Raw genomic sequence first — 17,574 nt, 5'->3', positions numbered from 1 at the left:
GATTGGGAGAATTTTGAAGTTAAGTCACAGTCCAATGCCGAGAGGTGGATGGGTTGTGGCTTTTTGTCATAGAGCAATCATTATGTTGACAACGTCCACTAATCAACTTATTATAATGTTGACAATGTCCACTAAAAGGGAGGGCTTCACATCGACTCTCAGCATATACATTCTGATATTCTGGCTGACATGCGGCGTTTTAACCGTTTTTATACCAATATTCTTGGCGTATTGGATAAGCACATCCTTGGTACGGGGTATTCGTTTGCCGAGGTAAGGGTCATCATTGAAATTGGTATTCGTGGAGAAAGTATTGCCAACAATCTGGTGGATACACTGACCATCGATCGCAGTTATATGAGCCGGATCGTGAACAAGCTGTCCAAGGAAGGCCTGCTCATCAAAGTGAATTCGGAAGCTGACAGCCGGGTCAGTCTTATTCGCCTGACGGATAAAGGTAAGGAACTCTACGCTGAATTAAACGATCGGTCTGACCAGCAAATATTGAAATTAATGCAGGATTTGAATGAGGATGAGATCCAAGAGGTCTATGCTTCCATGATGAACATACAAGAGAAGTTAACGAAGAAAGCAGGAGAGACAACACGATGATACGATTCGAATGTGATTATAACGAAGGTGCGCATGAACGCATTCTGCAAAGACTGATCGAGACCAATATGGAACAAACGAGCGGTTATGGCACAGATCCCCACTGTGATCGGGCGAGAGCTCTTATTCGTCAGGCGTGTGACAACGAGCAGGCTGATGTGCATTTTCTGGTCGGAGGCACTCAAACCAACACAACGGTCATTGCATCCATACTGCGTCCCTATCAAGGAGTCGTTGCGGCTACTTCAGGACACATCGCTGTTCACGAAACGGGGGCAATAGAAGCGACTGGCCATAAAGTACTTACCGTTCCCAGCGAAGACGGGAAGATCACAGCTGACCAAGTGAGAGCAGTCTATGAAGCGCATAGGAGTGAGTCTTCTCCTGAGCACTGCGTACAGCCAGGAATGGTTTACATATCCCAGCCAACAGAGAACGGTACGATGTATAGTAAGGCCGAATTGCAGTCATTATTTGAGACAAGTAAGAAATGCGGACTCCCGTTATTTGTGGATGGGGCAAGGCTCGGCTACGCACTAGCATCCCCAGATTGTGACATGACCCTTGCTGATCTCGCCCGTCTATCTGATGTGTTCTATATCGGAGGAACCAAGATTGGTGCCCTGATGGGGGAAGCTGTAGTCATCCTGAATGATGCATTGAAGCGTGATTTCCGTTACATGATCAAGCAGAAGGGCGGTCTGCTCGCAAAAGGCAGATTGCTGGGCATTCAGTTTGAAACGTTGTTTGAAGACGGATTGTATCTCGAAATTTCACGACATGCCATCGATATGGCCATGCGAATTCACGATTCGCTTGAAGAACAACATATTCGGTTCCTGTACGAATCACCAACCAATCAGCAGTTTCCAATCTTGCCTGATGTTTTGCTTGAGAAATTACGCAGCCAATACACGTTCACCTTCTGGGAGAAGGTAGACGCCACACATAGTGCAGTCCGTTTTTGCACCAGTTGGGCGACTGAGCAGGATAATGTGGATGCGCTGGCTCGTGATATCGCCCGATTAATGCATGAATCAAGTGAAACCCGGGAACTTGCTGAAGTACTGGCTTAAACATTGTATAAGAAGGAAGATTAGTTCCGATTTTCTGATCAAGGGCGACTACATAAGTCGTCCTTTTTTGATTGGAAATAACGTGAATTGGAAGCAAAGTAGTGATCCGATTGACAGTTGGTCTTAAACGGAGTTACCATGAACACATGAAAATAGATAGCCCGAAAATTCAGGAACAATCGATGACCATAGAGACCATCCAGGTTTTGGAGTCCAAAACTGAGTACCGGAATCAACTCATTGAACATATCTCACTCGATTACCAGGAAGCGCTCAAAGTATCCTTCGAGAATGTCATTTTCAGAAATGTGATGATCTCTGATTCCTCGCTGGAGCAATTTGAATTTACGGATGTTGTTTTTGAAAATTGTGATTTCTCCAACGTCAATTTCTCAGGTGCTATCATGCACCGGACCGCATGGACCAACTGCAAATTTGTCGGCACGGATTTTTCCACCAGCAGGATGCAAAACGTTCAATTTGCTCAGAGTGTGGGGGACTACTCCAATTTTAGATTTGCCAACCTTAAACAAGTCGCTTTTGCTGAATGTTCATTAATTAGTGCTGACTTTGCCTATCTAGCATTACAAAAAATGCTGCTGGACCATTGTAATATCGATCAGGCATTCATGACAGGTACGAAATTAAAGGGCTTGGATCTTAGCAATTGCGAATTTGACTCGCTCGTAGTGAACATGGAAGATCTGAACGGCTGCGTTATTTCACCCTATCAAGCGGCGACCTTCGTCGGATTAATGGGAATTGTGATCAAATCCTAAAAGACTTGCCCCAAGGGGAGAAGTGTGTATAATAGGTTACATAAAATCATACGACATGCTTTCTAGGGTTCCGCGATATGATCGGCCTGGTCCGAGAGAAAGCTCATAACCTGTTGGTTATGCCACGGAGGGATAAAAGCCTGGGAGATAAACTGCTTGAATGCAGTTTGTTTCCCGGGCTTTTTTGTTTTGCTTTCGAAGACAAAACCTAAACGTTGTTGTATGAAATTGGATACCAAAAGGAGTAGGTCAAAATGAACAAAACCTGGTGGTCTGTTGTGATTGCAGCCCTTTTTGAAGTGAGCTGGGTGATTGGTTTAAAGCATGCGAGTGGTCTGTTGGAATGGGGAGCAACGGTGATCGCCATTGGTGTTAGCTTTTCCCTGATGATTGCGGCTTCCCGTACACTAGATGTCGGAACGGTATACGCCGTATTTGTTGGATTGGGAACGGCTGGCGCGGTACTGGCTGAGATTCTGTTATTCGGGGCTGCTGTCCAGGCTGGAAAAATGATACTCATTGGTGTGTTATTGCTCGGAGTAATCGGACTGAAAATGGTAAGCAAGCAGAAAACGAAGGAGGCGCATCATTCATGAACTGGGTATTTCTTATTATGGCAGGCCTATTCGAGATGCTGGGTGTATTGATGATTAATAAATGGAACAAAGAACGTAATGTTCTATCCATCCTGCTCTTAGTTACAGGTTTTGGATTAAGCTTCTGGCTGCTGTCTCTGTCTATGAAAACACTGCCCATGGGGACGGCGTATGCCGTGTGGACAGGAATAGGTGCTTCCGGAGGAGCGATTCTTGGCATGATTTTCTATGGGGAATCCCGAAACGCACTTCGAATATTGTTTATTGCGATGGTGCTTGGATCTGCGGTTGGGTTGAAACTGGTGAGCTGACATTGGGATTAAAAGATAATATACAGATCGTCTTTTTAATGGTATCCTTATTCGTTACGTGTGATAACAAGACACATCAAATAGATATGGACGTCATGAAGGAGACTCAATGAACTTTAAAGACTTGAATATTATACCCCCAATCTTAGAAGGATTGAACAAAGCGAACTATACGAACCCTACACCTATTCAGGAACAAGCAATCCCAGCCGTATTGGCAGGCAGAGACTTGCTTGGGTGCGCGCAAACAGGAACAGGGAAGACGGCAGCATTTTCGGTGCCGATCATTCAATTATTAAGCGAAAAGTCAGGTGGTCCAAGACAAGGACGCCGTATTCGCTCCTTGATTTTAAGTCCAACCCGAGAGCTGGCTATCCAGATTGCGGATAACATTAAGATTTATAGCCGATACACGGATATTCGCTGCGCTGCTATCGTTGGTGGTGTTTCACAGAAGGCGCAGGAGCGAGCGCTGAGCCAGGGTGCAGATATTATTATCGCCACGCCAGGCAGATTGATGGATCTGGTTAACCAAAAACGGATTGATTTGAAATCCATTGAGATTTTGGTATTAGATGAAGCTGACCGGATGCTGGATATGGGCTTTATTCATGATGTGAAGCGAATCATCTCCAAGATGCCGAGCAAGAAACAAACCCTTTTCTTCTCAGCTACGATGCCTCCGGAAATTACAAAAATGGTTAAAACGTTACTCGTTGATCCCGTGAAAGTTGAAATTACACCGGTGTCTTCTACGGTAGACCGAATTGAACAGTCTGTGTATTTATTGGAGAATGGCAAGAAACAACATCTGTTGAATCATATTCTGCAGGATAAATCCATTGTTTCGGCACTGGTGTTCACCCGCACGAAGCGCGGCGCTGACCGTGTTACACGTGAGTTGACCAAAGTAAATGTGACTGCTCAAGCCATTCATGGTGACAAGTCTCAGAATGATCGACAAAAAGCGCTGAACAATTTCAAAAGCGGAGTCACAAGGGTGCTGGTAGCGACAGATATTGCGGCAAGAGGAATTGACGTGGAAGAGCTCTCGCATGTCATCAACTTTAACCTGCCTAATATTCCAGAGACCTATGTACATCGAATCGGCCGCACAGGCAGAGCAGGGCATAGCGGTATGGCAATCTCTTTTTGCGATAAGGAAGAAATGCCGTTCCTCAAGGATATTGAGAAGGTAATCAAGAAGAGCATTCCCGAAGTCAAAGATCATCCTTATCCGATGACGAGTGCTCCTGTGTTTGTAAAAAACAGTAAGGGATCGAAGGCTGCAACCGACAATTCCATGACCAATAAACCGGCCAAGGCTAAGAAGAACCCCGCGCGCAAACCCAAGTCTGAATGGTTTACCAAGCAGGGGAAAGCACAAAACAGTAATTTCAAACCCCAAAAATCCAAAAGCAGTAAAGTCAATAAAAAAACGATCTAACAAACGGGCAGAATTACTTAAGTGAACTGTCCCCGAATCGTTCGGCAAGTCAAACACCTCAAAAAACCTTCCGTATTGTATGAGATGGAGGACCGTTTTTGAGGTGTTTTTGCGTTGCGTGGGTTATCAGAGTGAATCATTTAATACAAAATAAAAGGTTTAATACAGCAAGTTTGACTCTTTGGTAACATACAAGTAAAATTATTGAAATACAATCTTAGAATGAGGTGGATTACGCAATGCTTGAGCTTAGTTTTGATGACCCGGACAAGCTGGTAACGGTTACCCATGCCTTATCTACACGTTCCCGGGTAGATATCCTCCGCCTCCTTAATTCCAAAAACCTAAATATCGTGGAGATTGCTGAAGCTCTTAAACTTCCAGTATCCACCGTAGCCAACAATATCAAGATTTTGGAGGCTGCAAGATTAATTAATACAGAGCTGCTGCCGGCTTCTCGCGGCGCGATGAAAGTATGCAGTCGTAATTATGATGATATACACATTGCACTGAATTTGGAGAAGGCGGGTCCCAGAGGAGGTGTTCAAGTCTATGAGGTGGACATGCCCATAGGTCATTATAGCGATTGCGAGGTATCCCCAACCTGCGGCCTGGCCAATGCGGATGGAATGATTATACGTGAGGATGAACCTGCGAGTTTCTTTCACCCAAAGCATATTGGAGCTCAGATCATGTGGTTTCGAAAAGGATATGTTGAATATTTGATGCCACTGGAATTACCGCCCGGAGCAAGGATTGAATCGCTTGAAGTATCTATGGAAATGTGTTCTGAGGCACCTAACTACGATCACAATTGGCCTTCCGATATTTCGGTATGGATTAATGGCGTGGAGATTGGCATGTGGACATGTCCTGGGGACTTTGGTGACAGAAGGGGAAATCTTAATCCAGCCTGGTGGTATGAGTGGTCAACCCAATATGGTTTGCTAAAGACCTGGCGAGTAGACAAAGAGAAGACTTCGCTTGATATGGAGAAGGTTTCCTCTGTTACATTAAATCAACTAAACCTCCTGGATAGTCACAAATTGCGCTTGCGGGTGGGCATCAAACCAGATGCTGTTCACCAAGGTGGGATGAACCTGTTTGGCAGAGAATTTGGAGATCACGATCAAAACATCAAAATGACCATAAATTACGTAATGAATCCTGATGTGGATTGAAGAGAAAGCTTTAGTTGCGGATAAATTGTAACTAAGGCTTTTTTTGATTGAATAATTACAATAAATATAATTGAAAGCGTTGACATCAAGAGGTTGGGTGGCTATAATCCCACTATAGATACAATAATAATGTAATAAATCAAGTATATCGTTTGTATCTATAATATTAGAATAAAGGGGATGCTCGCATGAAAAGAAGAGTGGGCTTGTTGGCACTAACATTACTTCTCTCTGTGTCTATGATTTTAAGTGCATGCAGTGGAAACAGTGGTGGTGCCGACGGTGATGCCGCAAGTGAAGGGAAAGTGAGCTTGTCCTTCTGGACATTGTTCGATGGTGGCGATGGGGCAAACATGCAAGCATTAGTTGATGAATTCAACAAAACCCATCCGGACATCGAAGTGAAAAATACCAAGCTTGCCTGGGGCGAGTATTATACCAAACTTGTCACCGCGGTTGGTAACGGCAACGGACCGGACATCGGCATATCCCATTCCTCTAGGCTGCCCGATTTGATTGATCAGGGGGTAGTCACTGAACTCGATACACCCGCTGCAGATGCAGGCGTAGATTGGAATTCCTACAATCAAAATCTTTTGAGTGCGGTTACAGTAGACGATCAGCATTATGCAGTACCTATTGATACACATGCTTTTATCATGTTTTACAACAAAAAGCTGCTGAAAGAAGCTGGTCTGCTCGGCGAAGACGGAAAGCCCGTACTGGAACAATCGGCTGATGGTTTTGTAAGTTTCCTTAAAACATTAAAAGAAAAGTTGCCAGCCAAGGTTACTCCATTTGCATTATCCAATAACAATGATGATCCTTTCCGTCTATGGTGGTCATTGTATTCGCAATTGGGTGGAAATGATGTCATATCGGACGATCTGAAATCTGCGGCGATTGATAAAGAAAAGGGGATCCAAGCAGCCGACTATATCCAGAAGTTGTATACCGAAGGCTACATCAAAAAAAATGATCCGGATTTTTATAAAAATTTCCAAAGCGGGACAGCCGCAATGACCATGACGGGTGTCTGGACGACAGGAACATGGGAATCCACCAAAGATTTTGAGTTTGGTGCGATGCCGATACCTAAATTTTATGATCAGGAAGCAACATGGGGAGACTCTCACACGATTATTCTGCCTTTGACTCAGGATGAAGACGAAGCAAAACGTAAAGCGGCGATGATTTTCGCCGATTGGGTTGCAGATAATGGTCAGGTATGGGCCAAAGCCGGCCATATTCCTTCCAAACCGTCCGTATTGGAAAAACAGGAATTTAAGGATATGCCTTACCGCAGCGATTATTCTGAGGTAGCTAGTGTCGTTAAGTTCAGCAAAAAATCAACCAAAACTGCCCAAATCCGTGAAGAGGTCGCCTTTAAATTTTTGAATGAAGTATGGGTCAATAAAATGACTCCGGCTGATGCCATGAACAATATGGAGGCAGGCATTCAGAAAATACTGAGTGAATAGAAGGAAGACGGGTCACGCAAGCTTGCGCATGTGTAAGCATTACGTTGGCTTGCGTGTTAATCAAAGGGGAGACGGGTATGAAGTTCAAAAAAATGAGGACGGAGATGCAGGCGCTTGTCTTTCTGCTTCCCTTCCTAATTGTGTATGTATTGTTTACCATCTGGCCGATGATTAAAGGCATTGAAATGACCTTTTACAAATGGACACTCATTAAGAAAATGGACTTTGTTGGCCTGGATAACTTCCGCAAGGTACTTCAGGACAGGGAAGTCTGGGAAGCGATATGGCACTCGACCTTCTTTGTTTTTCTAAGTACTCCGACCATGATCATACTTGCCATTGTGCTGGCTCTGATTGCGAATCGAAAATCGGTATTGCAGAAGTTTTACCGGATTATCTTTTTTATCCCAAGTGTACTCTCGGTTGCTGTCGCAGCTTATCTGGGGTTATTCGTATTCCAGCCTTATACCGGGTTTGTCAATTCCGTACTGCATCTCATTGGTCTGTTACCCCAAAACGCCGAAATTTTCTGGCTGACCGAAACAAACCTGGCCTGGATCGTCATTACCGTTGTAACGTTGTGGTGGACAGTAGGTTTTAACTTTATTCTGTATTTGTCGGCGCTTCAGGAAATACCGGATGAGATCTATGAAGCTGCACGATTGGATGGAGCGAGTGACTCGCAAATATTTTGGAGAATTACCCTTCCATATCTATCCCCACTCACCAAAACCATTACGATGCTGCAAATTATCGCTTCATACAAGGTCTTCATGCAGATTTATGTTATTACAGGCGGAGGCCCACTGGATCAGACACGTCCGATTATCCAGTTAATCTATCAAACCGGATTTAGAAATAACAACCTCGGTTATGCCGCGACGATGTCCTATATTTTATTTTTCATACTCCTGGTGTTATCCGTGCTGCAATACTGGATGAACAACCGGAAGGGAGTGGATAGCTGATGAAGTGGCTGTTTCGTATAAGTTCTGCATTGATGGCTGTAATGTTTGCGGCTCCGTTGCTTTGGATGCTTGTTGTATCGATCAAGGAAGAAGGCATGAAGATCATTACAGTCCTGGATTGGTTTAAGCCTCCGTATTCTTTGGCTGTGTACGAAGAGATTCTAACGACGACCAAATTGTCTCAATGGATTGCCAACAGTTTGTTCGTGGCCGTGATTGTAACGGTGCTTACGGTCATTTTTGCAGCAATGGCGGGGTTTGCGCTATCCAAGGTCCCATTTCGCTATCGTACCATTGTTTTCTTTTTCATCCTTGGAGGCCTGTTAATTCCGGGGGAGGCTACCATTATTCCACTCTATCAGGTGGCAAAAGATCTTCATTTGCTGAATTCGTACAGCGGACTCATCATTCCGGCTCTTGCCTCGCCCGTAGCTGTTATTGTACTCAAAAGTTTCTTTGACGGAGTTCCCAATGATCTGCTCGAAAGTGTACAGATTGATGGGGGTGGCTTCTGGAGAATATTCACCAGCATCATGTTACCTCTCACTCGTCCGGCAATGGCTTCCATGGCCATTCTGACGTTTATCGGTTCCTGGAACAACTTCCTGTGGCCGTTCCTTTCGATCACCGACGATAATCTATTTACACTGCCAATGGGTATTCCTACGCTGATGGGTCAATATTCTGAGGATTATGTCAAACCAATGGTTATTAATGCGGTGGCTTCGGTACCTATCATTATTTTGTTTATCATTTTCGAGAAGCAGATTGTCAAGGGAATCAGCATGTCCGGAATTAAGGGGTAAGGTGAGCAAGTCTGAATTTCATAAAACAATAAAACGGCTATGTCAGGCCAGCGAGCCCAATGTAGCTCAAGGAGAATGGAGAAAAGATATGACAACCCAATTTTACAATAAGGATTATCCAAGACCGCAGTTTGTACGTAAAGACTGGCTGAATTTGAATGGCGAATGGGATTTTAGTTTTGATGACCATCAGGTAGGTGAAAGTGAACATTGGTATGATCAAGCTGAATTTCCGGAAGGACTCAAGATTAAAGTTCCCTTTACCTATGAAACTCAGGCAAGCGGGATCGGGATCGAGACATTTCATCCACTGGTTTGGTACCGCAAACTGGTAACCATTCCTCAAGAGGTTAAGGGCAAGAGAACTATTCTTCATTTCCAAGGGGTGGATTATCGCGCCAAATGCTGGGTGAATGGAAGGGTTGCGGGTGAGCATGAGGGGGGATATGCAGCATTTTTCTTCGACATTACACCTTATCTCACTTACGGTTCGGAGAACAATATTGTTCTTGAAGTAGCGGATAGTCAAAGTGCAATGCAGCCTCGGGGGAAACAGCGCTGGGTCGATGAAAATTTTGAATGCTTTTATGTGCAAAGCACCGGAATTTGGAAGAGTGTCTGGATGGAGCATGTGAGTGAAGCAAGGGTTGAAACGGTCAAGATGACGCCCGATATCGACCGTCATATGATTCGTTTGGACTTTCAATTGAATGGGATTGAAGGCAGGAACAACTTGCGTCTGGAAACGAAGATTGAGCTGAAGGGTCAGCATGTGCAAACCATCAGCCTGTCTCCGGATAGAGCTTGGATGACCGTGGAGGCCAGTGTCAAACATGAGGCGGGCGGCCCGTGGAAACAGTCGTTGTGGTCTCCGGATTCACCAAACCTGTACGATATTGATTTTGTTTTGTACGAAAATGAGAAGGAAATCGATCGGGTGCATTCCTATTTCGGCATGCGAAAAATATCGATTGAAAATGGGCAGGTTCTGCTGAATAATGCTCCGCTCTATCAACGACTTATTCTGGATCAGGGTTATTGGCCTGAAAGCCATTTGACTCCTCCATCGGTGGAAGCGCTGATCGAAGATATTGATAAAATTGCCGAGATGGGATATAACGGCATTCGCAAACATATGAAACTGGAAGATCCCCGCTTTTTATATTGGTGTGATGTAAAAGGGATGCTGGTCTGGTCGGAAATGGCGGCGACCTTTGAATTCAATGATGAAGCGGTTAGCCGTTTCACCAAGGAGTGGCTCGAGATTGTACCACAACAATACAATCATCCAAGCGTGATCACCTGGGTTCCGTTTAATGAATCATGGGGAATACCGACAATCGCTCACGAGGTGGCACAGCAGCAGTTTACGCAATCCATCTATCATCTGACCAAAGCCATCGATCCTTATCGTCCGGTCATTACCAATGACGGATGGGAGCATACAGTATCGGATATTTTGACCATTCATGATTATGTGGAGTCAGGAGATGCCTTTTTGGAACGTTACCAGGATAAGGACATGATTGTAACCAACAAGATCTCCTCTAACCGATGGAAGTTTGCTTTTGCCGAAGGTTACGAGTATAAAGGACAGCCCATTATCATCAGTGAATTCGGGGGCATTGCCTTTCAATCGGATAAAGGCTGGGGCTATGGCAATCAGGTGGACTCCGTTGAAGCCTTTGTTGAACGTTTTCGTTCAATTACAGGAGCGATCAAGGCCATTCCTTATATTTCGGGCTACTGTTATACACAGGTCACGGATGTGCAGCAGGAGATTAATGGCCTGCTAACTGAAGACCGTCAGCCGAAAGTACCGCTGGAAGTCATCCGCAAAATCAATCTGGCCTAAAGGCTCAAGTATACATTACCGATTCATGGGGATCAGGAGTGTAGATCACAATGTTACGTGAAGATTACCCAAGGCCGCAATTTGTGCGACAGAACTGGATGAGTTTGAATGGGGAATGGGAATTTGAATTTACAAGCTGCTGAAGTTGGATTATTCAGTCTGGAACCAGGAGATAGGTACGGGGCGATGAGCAGGCTTTATGTGCACTAAGCTGTTGCATAAAAATGGTGAAGAAGAACCGACTCGTACGGAGTCGGTTCTTCTTCTGAAACCAAAAGTAGACCATTATAATTTGGATGCCACTCCCCAACATTTTGAATATTCCTTTTGCAAATAAGCTTAATTATCAATCAATGCGCTTAATTCGGCCTGAAATACTTTTTGATGATTTTGATTATAGGTTGTGAGCAGTACGGTAACAATGCCATTGCCTCTTCGTCTGGGGAGCAGTTCAATCACTTCCGCAACTACGCTCAGCACATCATCGGGAAATACAGGCTTGATAAACTGAATGTGATTCATCCCCGTACCTGCGACAACATTCTCTCCGTATACGCCTACTTCAATCCACAGCTTGAAGGAGATGTTCATCGTTTGCATGCCGGAAGCAATCAGGCTGCCGAAACGTCCTTTTTTAGCCTTTTCCTCATCCAAATGCATGTACTGAGGATCATAGATTTTCGCAAACTCCATAATATCGCTCTTGGACAGTTTAATCGATTTGGTTTCGTAGCGCTGACCTACGACATATTCACTAAATTTCAATGCGGGCACCTCGTTCTTTTCGAATGTTTATTTAGATATCATTCATCATGTCGCCGATGGCAAATTTTTGGAGAGACTCTTTGGCCGTTTGTTTATTTTTGGCATAGTCCATATTGTAAATGCAGGAGAACAACACGTTTAAGACATATTCCAGGGCAATCTGCGAAGAGAAGGTACCAATCTTGGCGAACTTTTCCTCGTCGTTGGCAACCTGTAAACATAAAGTACTCCATTTAGCCAACTCACTCTGTGGCGTTGCTGTTATTGTAACAAACGGAATACCTTCACGTTTGAAGTGACGTGCTGCCTTGATGTAGCTTAATGACTTCCCGTGATACGTCAGGAACAGGGCACAGTCTTTTGAAGTGACATTGATGGTATGATGCGCCCACTCGGAAAGTTCCGTTGCAATGATCGCATATTTGTTGAGTTTAAACAATTTATTTTGGAAGCTTTTGGCCCGGATCTGCGAATCACCCAAAGCATAGATGAAGATTCGATCTGCCTGGTTCAGCAGCAGTGCCGTTTGGGAGAGCAGGCCATCGTCCAGAATGGCAGCGTTTTTTGAGATCGTTTCTTTCATCAAATCGGCAATCTCCGCAGCCACCTGAAGAGTGGATTCACCGACACCGAATGGATAATTGGCATCAACAGGGTTGGAACCATTCTGGGTACTTTGCTGGAATTCACGGGCTAGGGTGATGATAAATTCCTTGTAACCCGTCATCCCGAGTTTGCGGGTTAGACGGTTAATGGCAGAATGCGATGTATATGTAACTTGAGCAAGCTCCTGAATATTGCAGTGAAGCATGCGTTCCCGCTGTCTCAAAATATAAGAAGCAATGCTCTGTTCGTTAGGTGTAAAATGCTGCATTTCTGACAATTGCATCAGCAGTTTCAATCGGTTCACCCCGGATTCTATCATTCTTTTGAGTCAAAATGATGTTTAATTGAACATTTTGCCCAATATTAATGTGCCATAGTAACCGAACTTTGGTCAAATGTACCATAATGCATGGATAACCTTTACGCACTGCACTCTTCTTCTATAATTAAAGAAAAAGAGCAGCAGGGGGGAACAACCATGTTAACGATTGGATATATTGGCAATGGCAAAAGTACAAACCGTTATCATCTTCCGTTTTCATTGAATAGGGAACACTTAAACGTAAAAACGATCTATGCCCGGAACCCGGACAAAACGGATTGGGACAAGGTGCCAGGGATCCACTACACGAACGAAATTTCGAGCCTGATGAATGACGAGGAGATTCAGTTAGTTGTAATCTGTACGCATACAGAATCACATTATAGTTATGCCAAGATGGCACTCGACCATGGTAAACATGTGCTTGTTGAGAAACCGTTCATGTTAACCAAAGAGGAAGCGGAATCCATATTTCAATACGCCAAAGAGAAGAACCTGATCATTCAATGTTATCAGAATAGAAGATATGATTCGGATTTTCTGACAACTCAAAAAGTCATTGAATCCGGGAAGCTTGGGGATCTGCTTGAAGTGGAAATGCACTATGATTATTATCGCCCGGAAATTCCGAACGGCACGACGCAGTTCTCTCCTTACAACAGTTACCTATATGGACACGGAGTGCACACGATTGATCAAGTGATATCCTATTTTGGTCAACCGGACACGATTCATGCTGATGTACGTCAATTACTTGGTGCTGGCAGAATGAACGATTACTTTGATCTGGACTTTTATTATTCAACCTTGAAGGTATCCGTTAAATCGAGCTTTTTCCGTTTGAAACAACGCCCGAGCCTGGTTGTATATGGTAAAAACGGAGTGTTTGTCAAACAAACGGAAGACCGTCAGGAGGAACATCTGAAATTGTTTTACCTGCCGAAAGGACATGCTGATTTTGGTGTGGATTTGCCCCAGCATTATGGCACGCTAACCTATATAGATGAAGAAGGAGTGTACCATGAAGAGAAGGTGATCTCTGAAAAGGGAGATTACGCCCGTGTTTACGATGATATCTATGAGGCCATCATTCACGGCAAGGATAAAGTCATCAAGGATGAAGAAACATTAACAGTGATGGGTATTCTGGAAGAGGGCATAAAAGGATTAATCTAATAACATACAGGTACTGGTCAGGTAGAACTTACGGATCGGTACCTTTTTTCGATGAACAAAGGATTGCCCAGAAGACATACCAGCAGATCGCGTGATAAAATGCAGTGAATGATTCATACGGTATTGTTTGTAATAACTGAAGAGATTGGTGTTTTGAGGGAGCATTATAATGATAACCATTAAAGATGTAGCAAAGAGAGCTGGTGTGGCCAGTTCTACCGTATCCTGTGTGCTTAATGCGAAAGACAATGTTAGTGAATTGACAAGACAGAAGGTGCTCGGTGCAGCCAGCGAACTCAATTACGTTAAACATGGACCAGCGTCGGAGTTAAAACGTAAAAATACCCAAACCATCGGCGTGATGGTACACGACATGTCCAGTCCCTATTTCTCGGATTTGGTACCCGGCATCGAATCAGCGATTAAGAGTCATGGTTACGATCTGATTGTATGCAGTTCAATGGGCGGGGAGAAATCTACGGCGAACCGATATATTCGGGAAAAGCGAATCGATGGCGCTATAGTAATTGCGCAGGATATTCCGGATGAATTGCTGACGGAAGCTGCAGCCAGGGAGTTTCCAATCGTGGTGATGGATCGGCAACTTGCGAATGAACATATCGTAAATGTTCTAATGGATGATGATCAAGGCGGATATTTGGCAACAAAATATCTGATTGATCAAGGTCATCGTACTATCGCTTACATTAATGGACCGTTCAATTCGGATTGTAATCTTCTTCGTTATCAAGGATTTTTGAGAGCGCTGAGTGAAGCCGATATCGAAGAAAAAAGCGAATGGAGACTGAGTGGACAATTCTGCAAAGAGAGCGGTTATCATGCGGCCAAGATGCTGATCGAGAAGGGTCTCCCCTCGGCTGTGTTTTTTGCTAATGATGACATGGCAATCGGAGGCCTGGAAGCATTCCGGGAGCATCACATTTCAGTGCCGGAGCAAATATCGGTCGTTGGATTCGACAATATCCATGTCTCACAATATGTATCTCCGCCGCTAACGACGTTTCGACAACCGAAAACAGACGCCGGATTGCTTGCCGGACATTTACTCATTCAGATGTTAAACGGGGAGCAGGTTAAGTCTGTATTTACCTTGGATATTCAATGTGTGGAACGTCAGTCCGTTCGTGCAGTGACGAATGAGTAATCTTTTTTAGCCGCCCTATAGGGCGGCTCTTTTCATATGAGAAATTATTTTCCTGATCCATTCGAAAGGAATCCTGCTCTTCATGCATAATATGATTACTAGGGCTTGGAAATTGGAAAATATGGAAAGGGTGATCTGATGGGAGTGCCAACGTTTCTTGAAACAGGTCATATGACAGAAGGGTTTCCGATCCGGGTAATCCATACGGGTGAACAGTTTAATTTTGCTGCACATTGGCATGAAGAGGTTGAATTGGTCGTTGTGAATGGAGAACGCGCGAGAATTGGAGTGAACAACGAGGTCTATGAGCTTGTACAAGGAGACGTTCTGCTGATTAAGCCGGGGGATGTGCACTGCTTTTTGCCAGGTACCGGGTATTTAACCATTATCCTGTTTCGGCTGGAGTGGGTAACGGGAAATGTGGCAGCAGATCCTGAATCCCATGACCTTCGCGAACTTTTTCATAAGACCACAATGATTCCGTCACTTATCTGTAATGAGAAGAATCTGGACCGATATATCAAGGCCATTTCCGAAGAGGAGAAGAGGCAGCAGCCGGGATACCGCTGGTTAATGGTAGCGAGATTGTACGATCTGATCGTCCACCTGCTGCGTACCAAGGAACCGACTACAGAGCCATGCGCTTCCAAAGAGACCTGTAACGGAGCCAAAAGATTCGAATTCCTTGAATCGGTCTGCGAATATCTGGAGGAACATTACGCTGAACCCGTCAAGCTGGATCATGTGGCTGAGCATATTAAATTCAGCAAATTTCATGTATGCAAGCTGTTTAAGGAGACTAAGGGAGTCACGTTGATGGAGTACCTGAACCACTTTCGTATTATCAAATCGGAATGGGCATTATTGTTCAGTCAGACCTCCATTTTGGATATCGCCATCGGACATGGATTTAACAATGTGAATTCCTATAACCGACTGTTCAAAAAATATAATGGCTGTACTCCTTCTGAATTCAGGAAGAAACATCAGACCCATATCACAAAATATGAAGGATGATTCACAATATTTGAGGAGAAAGCCCTCTCCAAAATCACTATACTCGAATAAAATGTAAGCGTTTCCTTTTATCGAAGGAGGGGGCCCATGAAGACATTTAAGTTGAAGTATCTCTCCATCATTGCACTTGTAAGTGCAGTGATGATCGTATCCGGTTGTCAGTCCAAGGGAGAGCAGGCATCCAAGCAGGAAGAAATTACGGTGTGGAGTTTTACGGATGAAGCCGGTTATGCCATTGAGAAGTTCGAAGAAAAGTATCCAGACATCAAGGTGAATTTCGTCAATATCCCCGGAAACTTTTACATTACCAAATTAAAATCCGCCCTGCAGACCACGTCGAAAGCACCTGATGTATTTATGATTGAAAATGCAAACATACGAGAGCTGATTGATGTACCTTATCTGGAGAATCTGTCTTCATCCCCGTATAACGCGAATGAGCTGATTCCAGAACAATATCCATTTGTACAGGCGAATGAAAAGGACAGTGAAGGCCATATTCGTGCCATTGGGTATCAGGGGACACCTGGAGGCATCTATTATCGCAGGGACCTGGCCAAGGAATATTTGGGAACGGACGACCCCGTGAAAGTGGGCGAGCAGATTGGTACTTGGGAAGACATATTTGAGATTGGAGAGAGAGTGCAGCAGGAGAGCGGAAATAAAGTACATGCACTGGCAAACTGGAATGCCATATCCAACTCCTATGATGGAATCCCCTGGGTAAAGGATGGCAAGCTTGTCATTGATCCAACGTATATGGAGGTTCTGGACCTGGTGCGGGAAGCTCGTCAGCGCAAGGTGCTTGCGGAATATGAAGAAGGAAGTGCGGGGCACGCCGCTTCAATGCAAAAGGGGGAAGTGATGTTCTACCCTGGTGCTACATGGGCTTTGCAATATACCTTCAAGGCGAATGCGCCGGACACCGAAGGGTTGTGGGGGCTAGCACCTGGTCCGTCTTCATTTAGCGCAGGAGGCACGTATATCGCGATGTACAGTCAGAGTGAAAAAAAGGATGCAGCTTGGAAGTTTATTGAGTTTTATAACTTTGACCATGATTTCCTGTCTGAGCTGGCGAAGGAACAGGATTATTTTACAAGCAACATGGTCGTGAATGACCAGCTGGCGCCATCCGTAACTTCAGCTTATTTGGGAGGGCAAAAGCATTTCGAGTTTTTCTCCGAGGCAGCCAAACAGGTACCGGTCTACGAGCGAACCAAGTATGACTCCATTATTAATAATGACATTTATAAAAATGTCCTTCAGTTGTATCTCAATAATGACATCCAGACCAAAGAAGAAGCGGTGAAGCGAATCAAACGTGATGTGAAATTGAGATTTCCTGAGCTGGAAGTGGATTAGCCGAGGAGAACGAAACCTTTTAATCATCCGATGACTGGAGGAACACATC

At 44.4% G+C, this 17,574-nt stretch carries 17 protein-coding genes and 1 riboswitch; of the genes, 15 read left to right on the top strand and 2 right to left on the bottom strand.

Features of this window, described 5'->3' with window-relative positions:
• Nucleotides 1-189 precede the first annotated feature (189 nt).
• From CHI14_RS05205 to CHI14_RS05155, 11 genes are all read left to right on the top strand, one after another.
• Complete coding sequence (locus tag CHI14_RS05205) at nt 190-612, top strand: MarR family winged helix-turn-helix transcriptional regulator (RefSeq protein ID WP_095287348.1); 423 nt, start codon at nt 190-192, stop codon at nt 610-612.
• The gene (locus CHI14_RS05200) at nt 609-1,688 is read left to right on the top strand and encodes a threonine aldolase family protein (RefSeq protein ID WP_095287347.1); all 1,080 of its coding nucleotides are present in this window, start codon (nt 609-611) and stop codon (nt 1,686-1,688) included. Before CHI14_RS05205 ends, CHI14_RS05200 begins: the two co-directional genes overlap by 4 nt.
• A 146-nt stretch (nt 1,689-1,834) precedes the next feature.
• On the top strand, nt 1,835-2,467 hold the full coding sequence (locus CHI14_RS05195) for a pentapeptide repeat-containing protein (protein ID WP_095287346.1): 633 nt from the start codon (nt 1,835-1,837) through the stop codon (nt 2,465-2,467).
• 51 nt (nt 2,468-2,518) lie between these two features.
• Nucleotides 2,519-2,616: riboswitch (guanidine-I (ykkC/yxkD leader) on the top strand.
• Between the two features lie 105 nt (nt 2,617-2,721).
• A complete protein-coding gene (locus CHI14_RS05190) occupies nt 2,722-3,063 on the top strand; it encodes a DMT family transporter (protein WP_095287345.1) in 342 nt (113 codons plus the stop codon).
• Complete coding sequence (locus CHI14_RS05185) at nt 3,060-3,374, top strand: DMT family transporter (RefSeq protein ID WP_095287344.1); 315 nt, start codon at nt 3,060-3,062, stop codon at nt 3,372-3,374. The genes CHI14_RS05190 and CHI14_RS05185 overlap by 4 nt, the downstream gene beginning before the upstream one ends.
• A gap of 109 nt (nt 3,375-3,483) precedes the next feature.
• Nucleotides 3,484-4,821, top strand: a complete 1,338-nt coding sequence (locus CHI14_RS05180; protein ID WP_095287343.1) for a DEAD/DEAH box helicase — start codon at nt 3,484-3,486, stop codon at nt 4,819-4,821.
• Between the two features lie 239 nt (nt 4,822-5,060).
• Nucleotides 5,061-6,002: an ArsR/SmtB family transcription factor gene (locus CHI14_RS05175; RefSeq protein WP_095287342.1), complete on the top strand. Its 942-nt coding sequence runs from the start codon at nt 5,061-5,063 to the stop codon at nt 6,000-6,002.
• A 188-nt stretch (nt 6,003-6,190) separates the two neighbouring features.
• A complete protein-coding gene (locus CHI14_RS05170) occupies nt 6,191-7,483 on the top strand; it encodes an ABC transporter substrate-binding protein (protein ID WP_095287341.1) in 1,293 nt (430 codons plus the stop codon).
• 77 nt (nt 7,484-7,560) lie between these two features.
• Nucleotides 7,561-8,451 carry a carbohydrate ABC transporter permease gene (locus CHI14_RS05165; protein WP_095287340.1) on the top strand — a complete coding sequence of 297 codons (891 nt, stop codon included), beginning with the start codon at nt 7,561-7,563 and terminating at the stop codon, nt 8,449-8,451.
• A complete protein-coding gene (locus tag CHI14_RS05160; RefSeq protein WP_095287339.1) occupies nt 8,451-9,257 on the top strand; it encodes a carbohydrate ABC transporter permease in 807 nt (268 codons plus the stop codon). The genes CHI14_RS05165 and CHI14_RS05160 overlap by 1 nt, the downstream gene beginning before the upstream one ends.
• A gap of 88 nt (nt 9,258-9,345) precedes the next feature.
• A complete protein-coding gene (locus CHI14_RS05155) occupies nt 9,346-11,112 on the top strand; it encodes a glycoside hydrolase family 2 protein (RefSeq protein WP_095287338.1) in 1,767 nt (588 codons plus the stop codon).
• 339 nt (nt 11,113-11,451) lie between these two features.
• Here the strand turns inward: CHI14_RS05155 and CHI14_RS05150 are convergent, their stop codons facing one another.
• Both CHI14_RS05150 and CHI14_RS05145 read right to left on the bottom strand, forming a co-directional pair.
• A complete protein-coding gene (locus CHI14_RS05150; protein ID WP_095287337.1) occupies nt 11,452-11,877 on the bottom strand; it encodes a MaoC family dehydratase in 426 nt (141 codons plus the stop codon).
• A gap of 31 nt (nt 11,878-11,908) precedes the next feature.
• Entirely contained in the window at nt 11,909-12,778 is an 870-nt protein-coding gene (locus tag CHI14_RS05145; RefSeq protein ID WP_095287336.1) for a MurR/RpiR family transcriptional regulator, read from the bottom strand.
• 183 nt (nt 12,779-12,961) lie between these two features.
• Here CHI14_RS05145 and CHI14_RS05140 point away from each other — a divergent pair, with 183 nt between their 5' ends.
• The 4 genes from CHI14_RS05140 to CHI14_RS05125 all read left to right on the top strand — a co-directional run bounded on the left by CHI14_RS05140 (nt 12,962) and on the right by CHI14_RS05125 (nt 17,525).
• Nucleotides 12,962-13,981 (top strand): Gfo/Idh/MocA family oxidoreductase, encoded by a 1,020-nt coding sequence (locus tag CHI14_RS05140; protein ID WP_095287335.1) that lies wholly within the window; start codon nt 12,962-12,964, stop codon nt 13,979-13,981.
• Between the two features lie 169 nt (nt 13,982-14,150).
• Nucleotides 14,151-15,146 (top strand): LacI family DNA-binding transcriptional regulator, encoded by a 996-nt coding sequence (locus CHI14_RS05135; RefSeq protein WP_095287334.1) that lies wholly within the window; start codon nt 14,151-14,153, stop codon nt 15,144-15,146.
• A gap of 171 nt (nt 15,147-15,317) precedes the next feature.
• Nucleotides 15,318-16,163: an AraC family transcriptional regulator gene (locus CHI14_RS05130; RefSeq protein WP_170948020.1), complete on the top strand. Its 846-nt coding sequence runs from the start codon at nt 15,318-15,320 to the stop codon at nt 16,161-16,163.
• Between the two features lie 87 nt (nt 16,164-16,250).
• On the top strand, nt 16,251-17,525 hold the full coding sequence (locus tag CHI14_RS05125) for an ABC transporter substrate-binding protein (RefSeq protein ID WP_227780144.1): 1,275 nt from the start codon (nt 16,251-16,253) through the stop codon (nt 17,523-17,525).
• Nucleotides 17,526-17,574 lie beyond the last annotated feature (49 nt).

Source organism: Paenibacillus sp. 7516 (assembly GCF_002272715.1).
Taxonomy (GTDB): Bacteria; Bacillota; Bacilli; order Paenibacillales; family Paenibacillaceae; genus Paenibacillus; species Paenibacillus illinoisensis_A.
The sequence above is the reverse complement of the archived record's forward strand: the minus strand, read 5'-3'. Positions and strand labels throughout refer to the sequence as shown.

Coding starts and splice junctions, on each gene's coding strand:
- CHI14_RS05155 (WP_095287338.1), top strand. CDS start 9,346: ATGACAACCCAATTTTACAATAAGGATTATCCAAGACCGCAGTTTGTA.
- CHI14_RS05135 (WP_095287334.1), top strand. CDS start 14,151: ATGATAACCATTAAAGATGTAGCAAAGAGAGCTGGTGTGGCCAGTTCT.
- CHI14_RS05195 (WP_095287346.1), top strand. CDS start 1,835: ATGAAAATAGATAGCCCGAAAATTCAGGAACAATCGATGACCATAGAG.
- CHI14_RS05200 (WP_095287347.1), top strand. CDS start 609: ATGATACGATTCGAATGTGATTATAACGAAGGTGCGCATGAACGCATT.
- CHI14_RS05175 (WP_095287342.1), top strand. CDS start 5,061: ATGCTTGAGCTTAGTTTTGATGACCCGGACAAGCTGGTAACGGTTACC.
- CHI14_RS05130 (WP_170948020.1), top strand. CDS start 15,318: ATGACAGAAGGGTTTCCGATCCGGGTAATCCATACGGGTGAACAGTTT.
- CHI14_RS05185 (WP_095287344.1), top strand. CDS start 3,060: ATGAACTGGGTATTTCTTATTATGGCAGGCCTATTCGAGATGCTGGGT.
- CHI14_RS05140 (WP_095287335.1), top strand. CDS start 12,962: ATGTTAACGATTGGATATATTGGCAATGGCAAAAGTACAAACCGTTAT.
- CHI14_RS05125 (WP_227780144.1), top strand. CDS start 16,251: ATGAAGACATTTAAGTTGAAGTATCTCTCCATCATTGCACTTGTAAGT.
- CHI14_RS05180 (WP_095287343.1), top strand. CDS start 3,484: ATGAACTTTAAAGACTTGAATATTATACCCCCAATCTTAGAAGGATTG.
- CHI14_RS05160 (WP_095287339.1), top strand. CDS start 8,451: ATGAAGTGGCTGTTTCGTATAAGTTCTGCATTGATGGCTGTAATGTTT.
- CHI14_RS05170 (WP_095287341.1), top strand. CDS start 6,191: ATGAAAAGAAGAGTGGGCTTGTTGGCACTAACATTACTTCTCTCTGTG.
- CHI14_RS05165 (WP_095287340.1), top strand. CDS start 7,561: ATGAAGTTCAAAAAAATGAGGACGGAGATGCAGGCGCTTGTCTTTCTG.
- CHI14_RS05205 (WP_095287348.1), top strand. CDS start 190: ATGCGGCGTTTTAACCGTTTTTATACCAATATTCTTGGCGTATTGGAT.
- CHI14_RS05190 (WP_095287345.1), top strand. CDS start 2,722: ATGAACAAAACCTGGTGGTCTGTTGTGATTGCAGCCCTTTTTGAAGTG.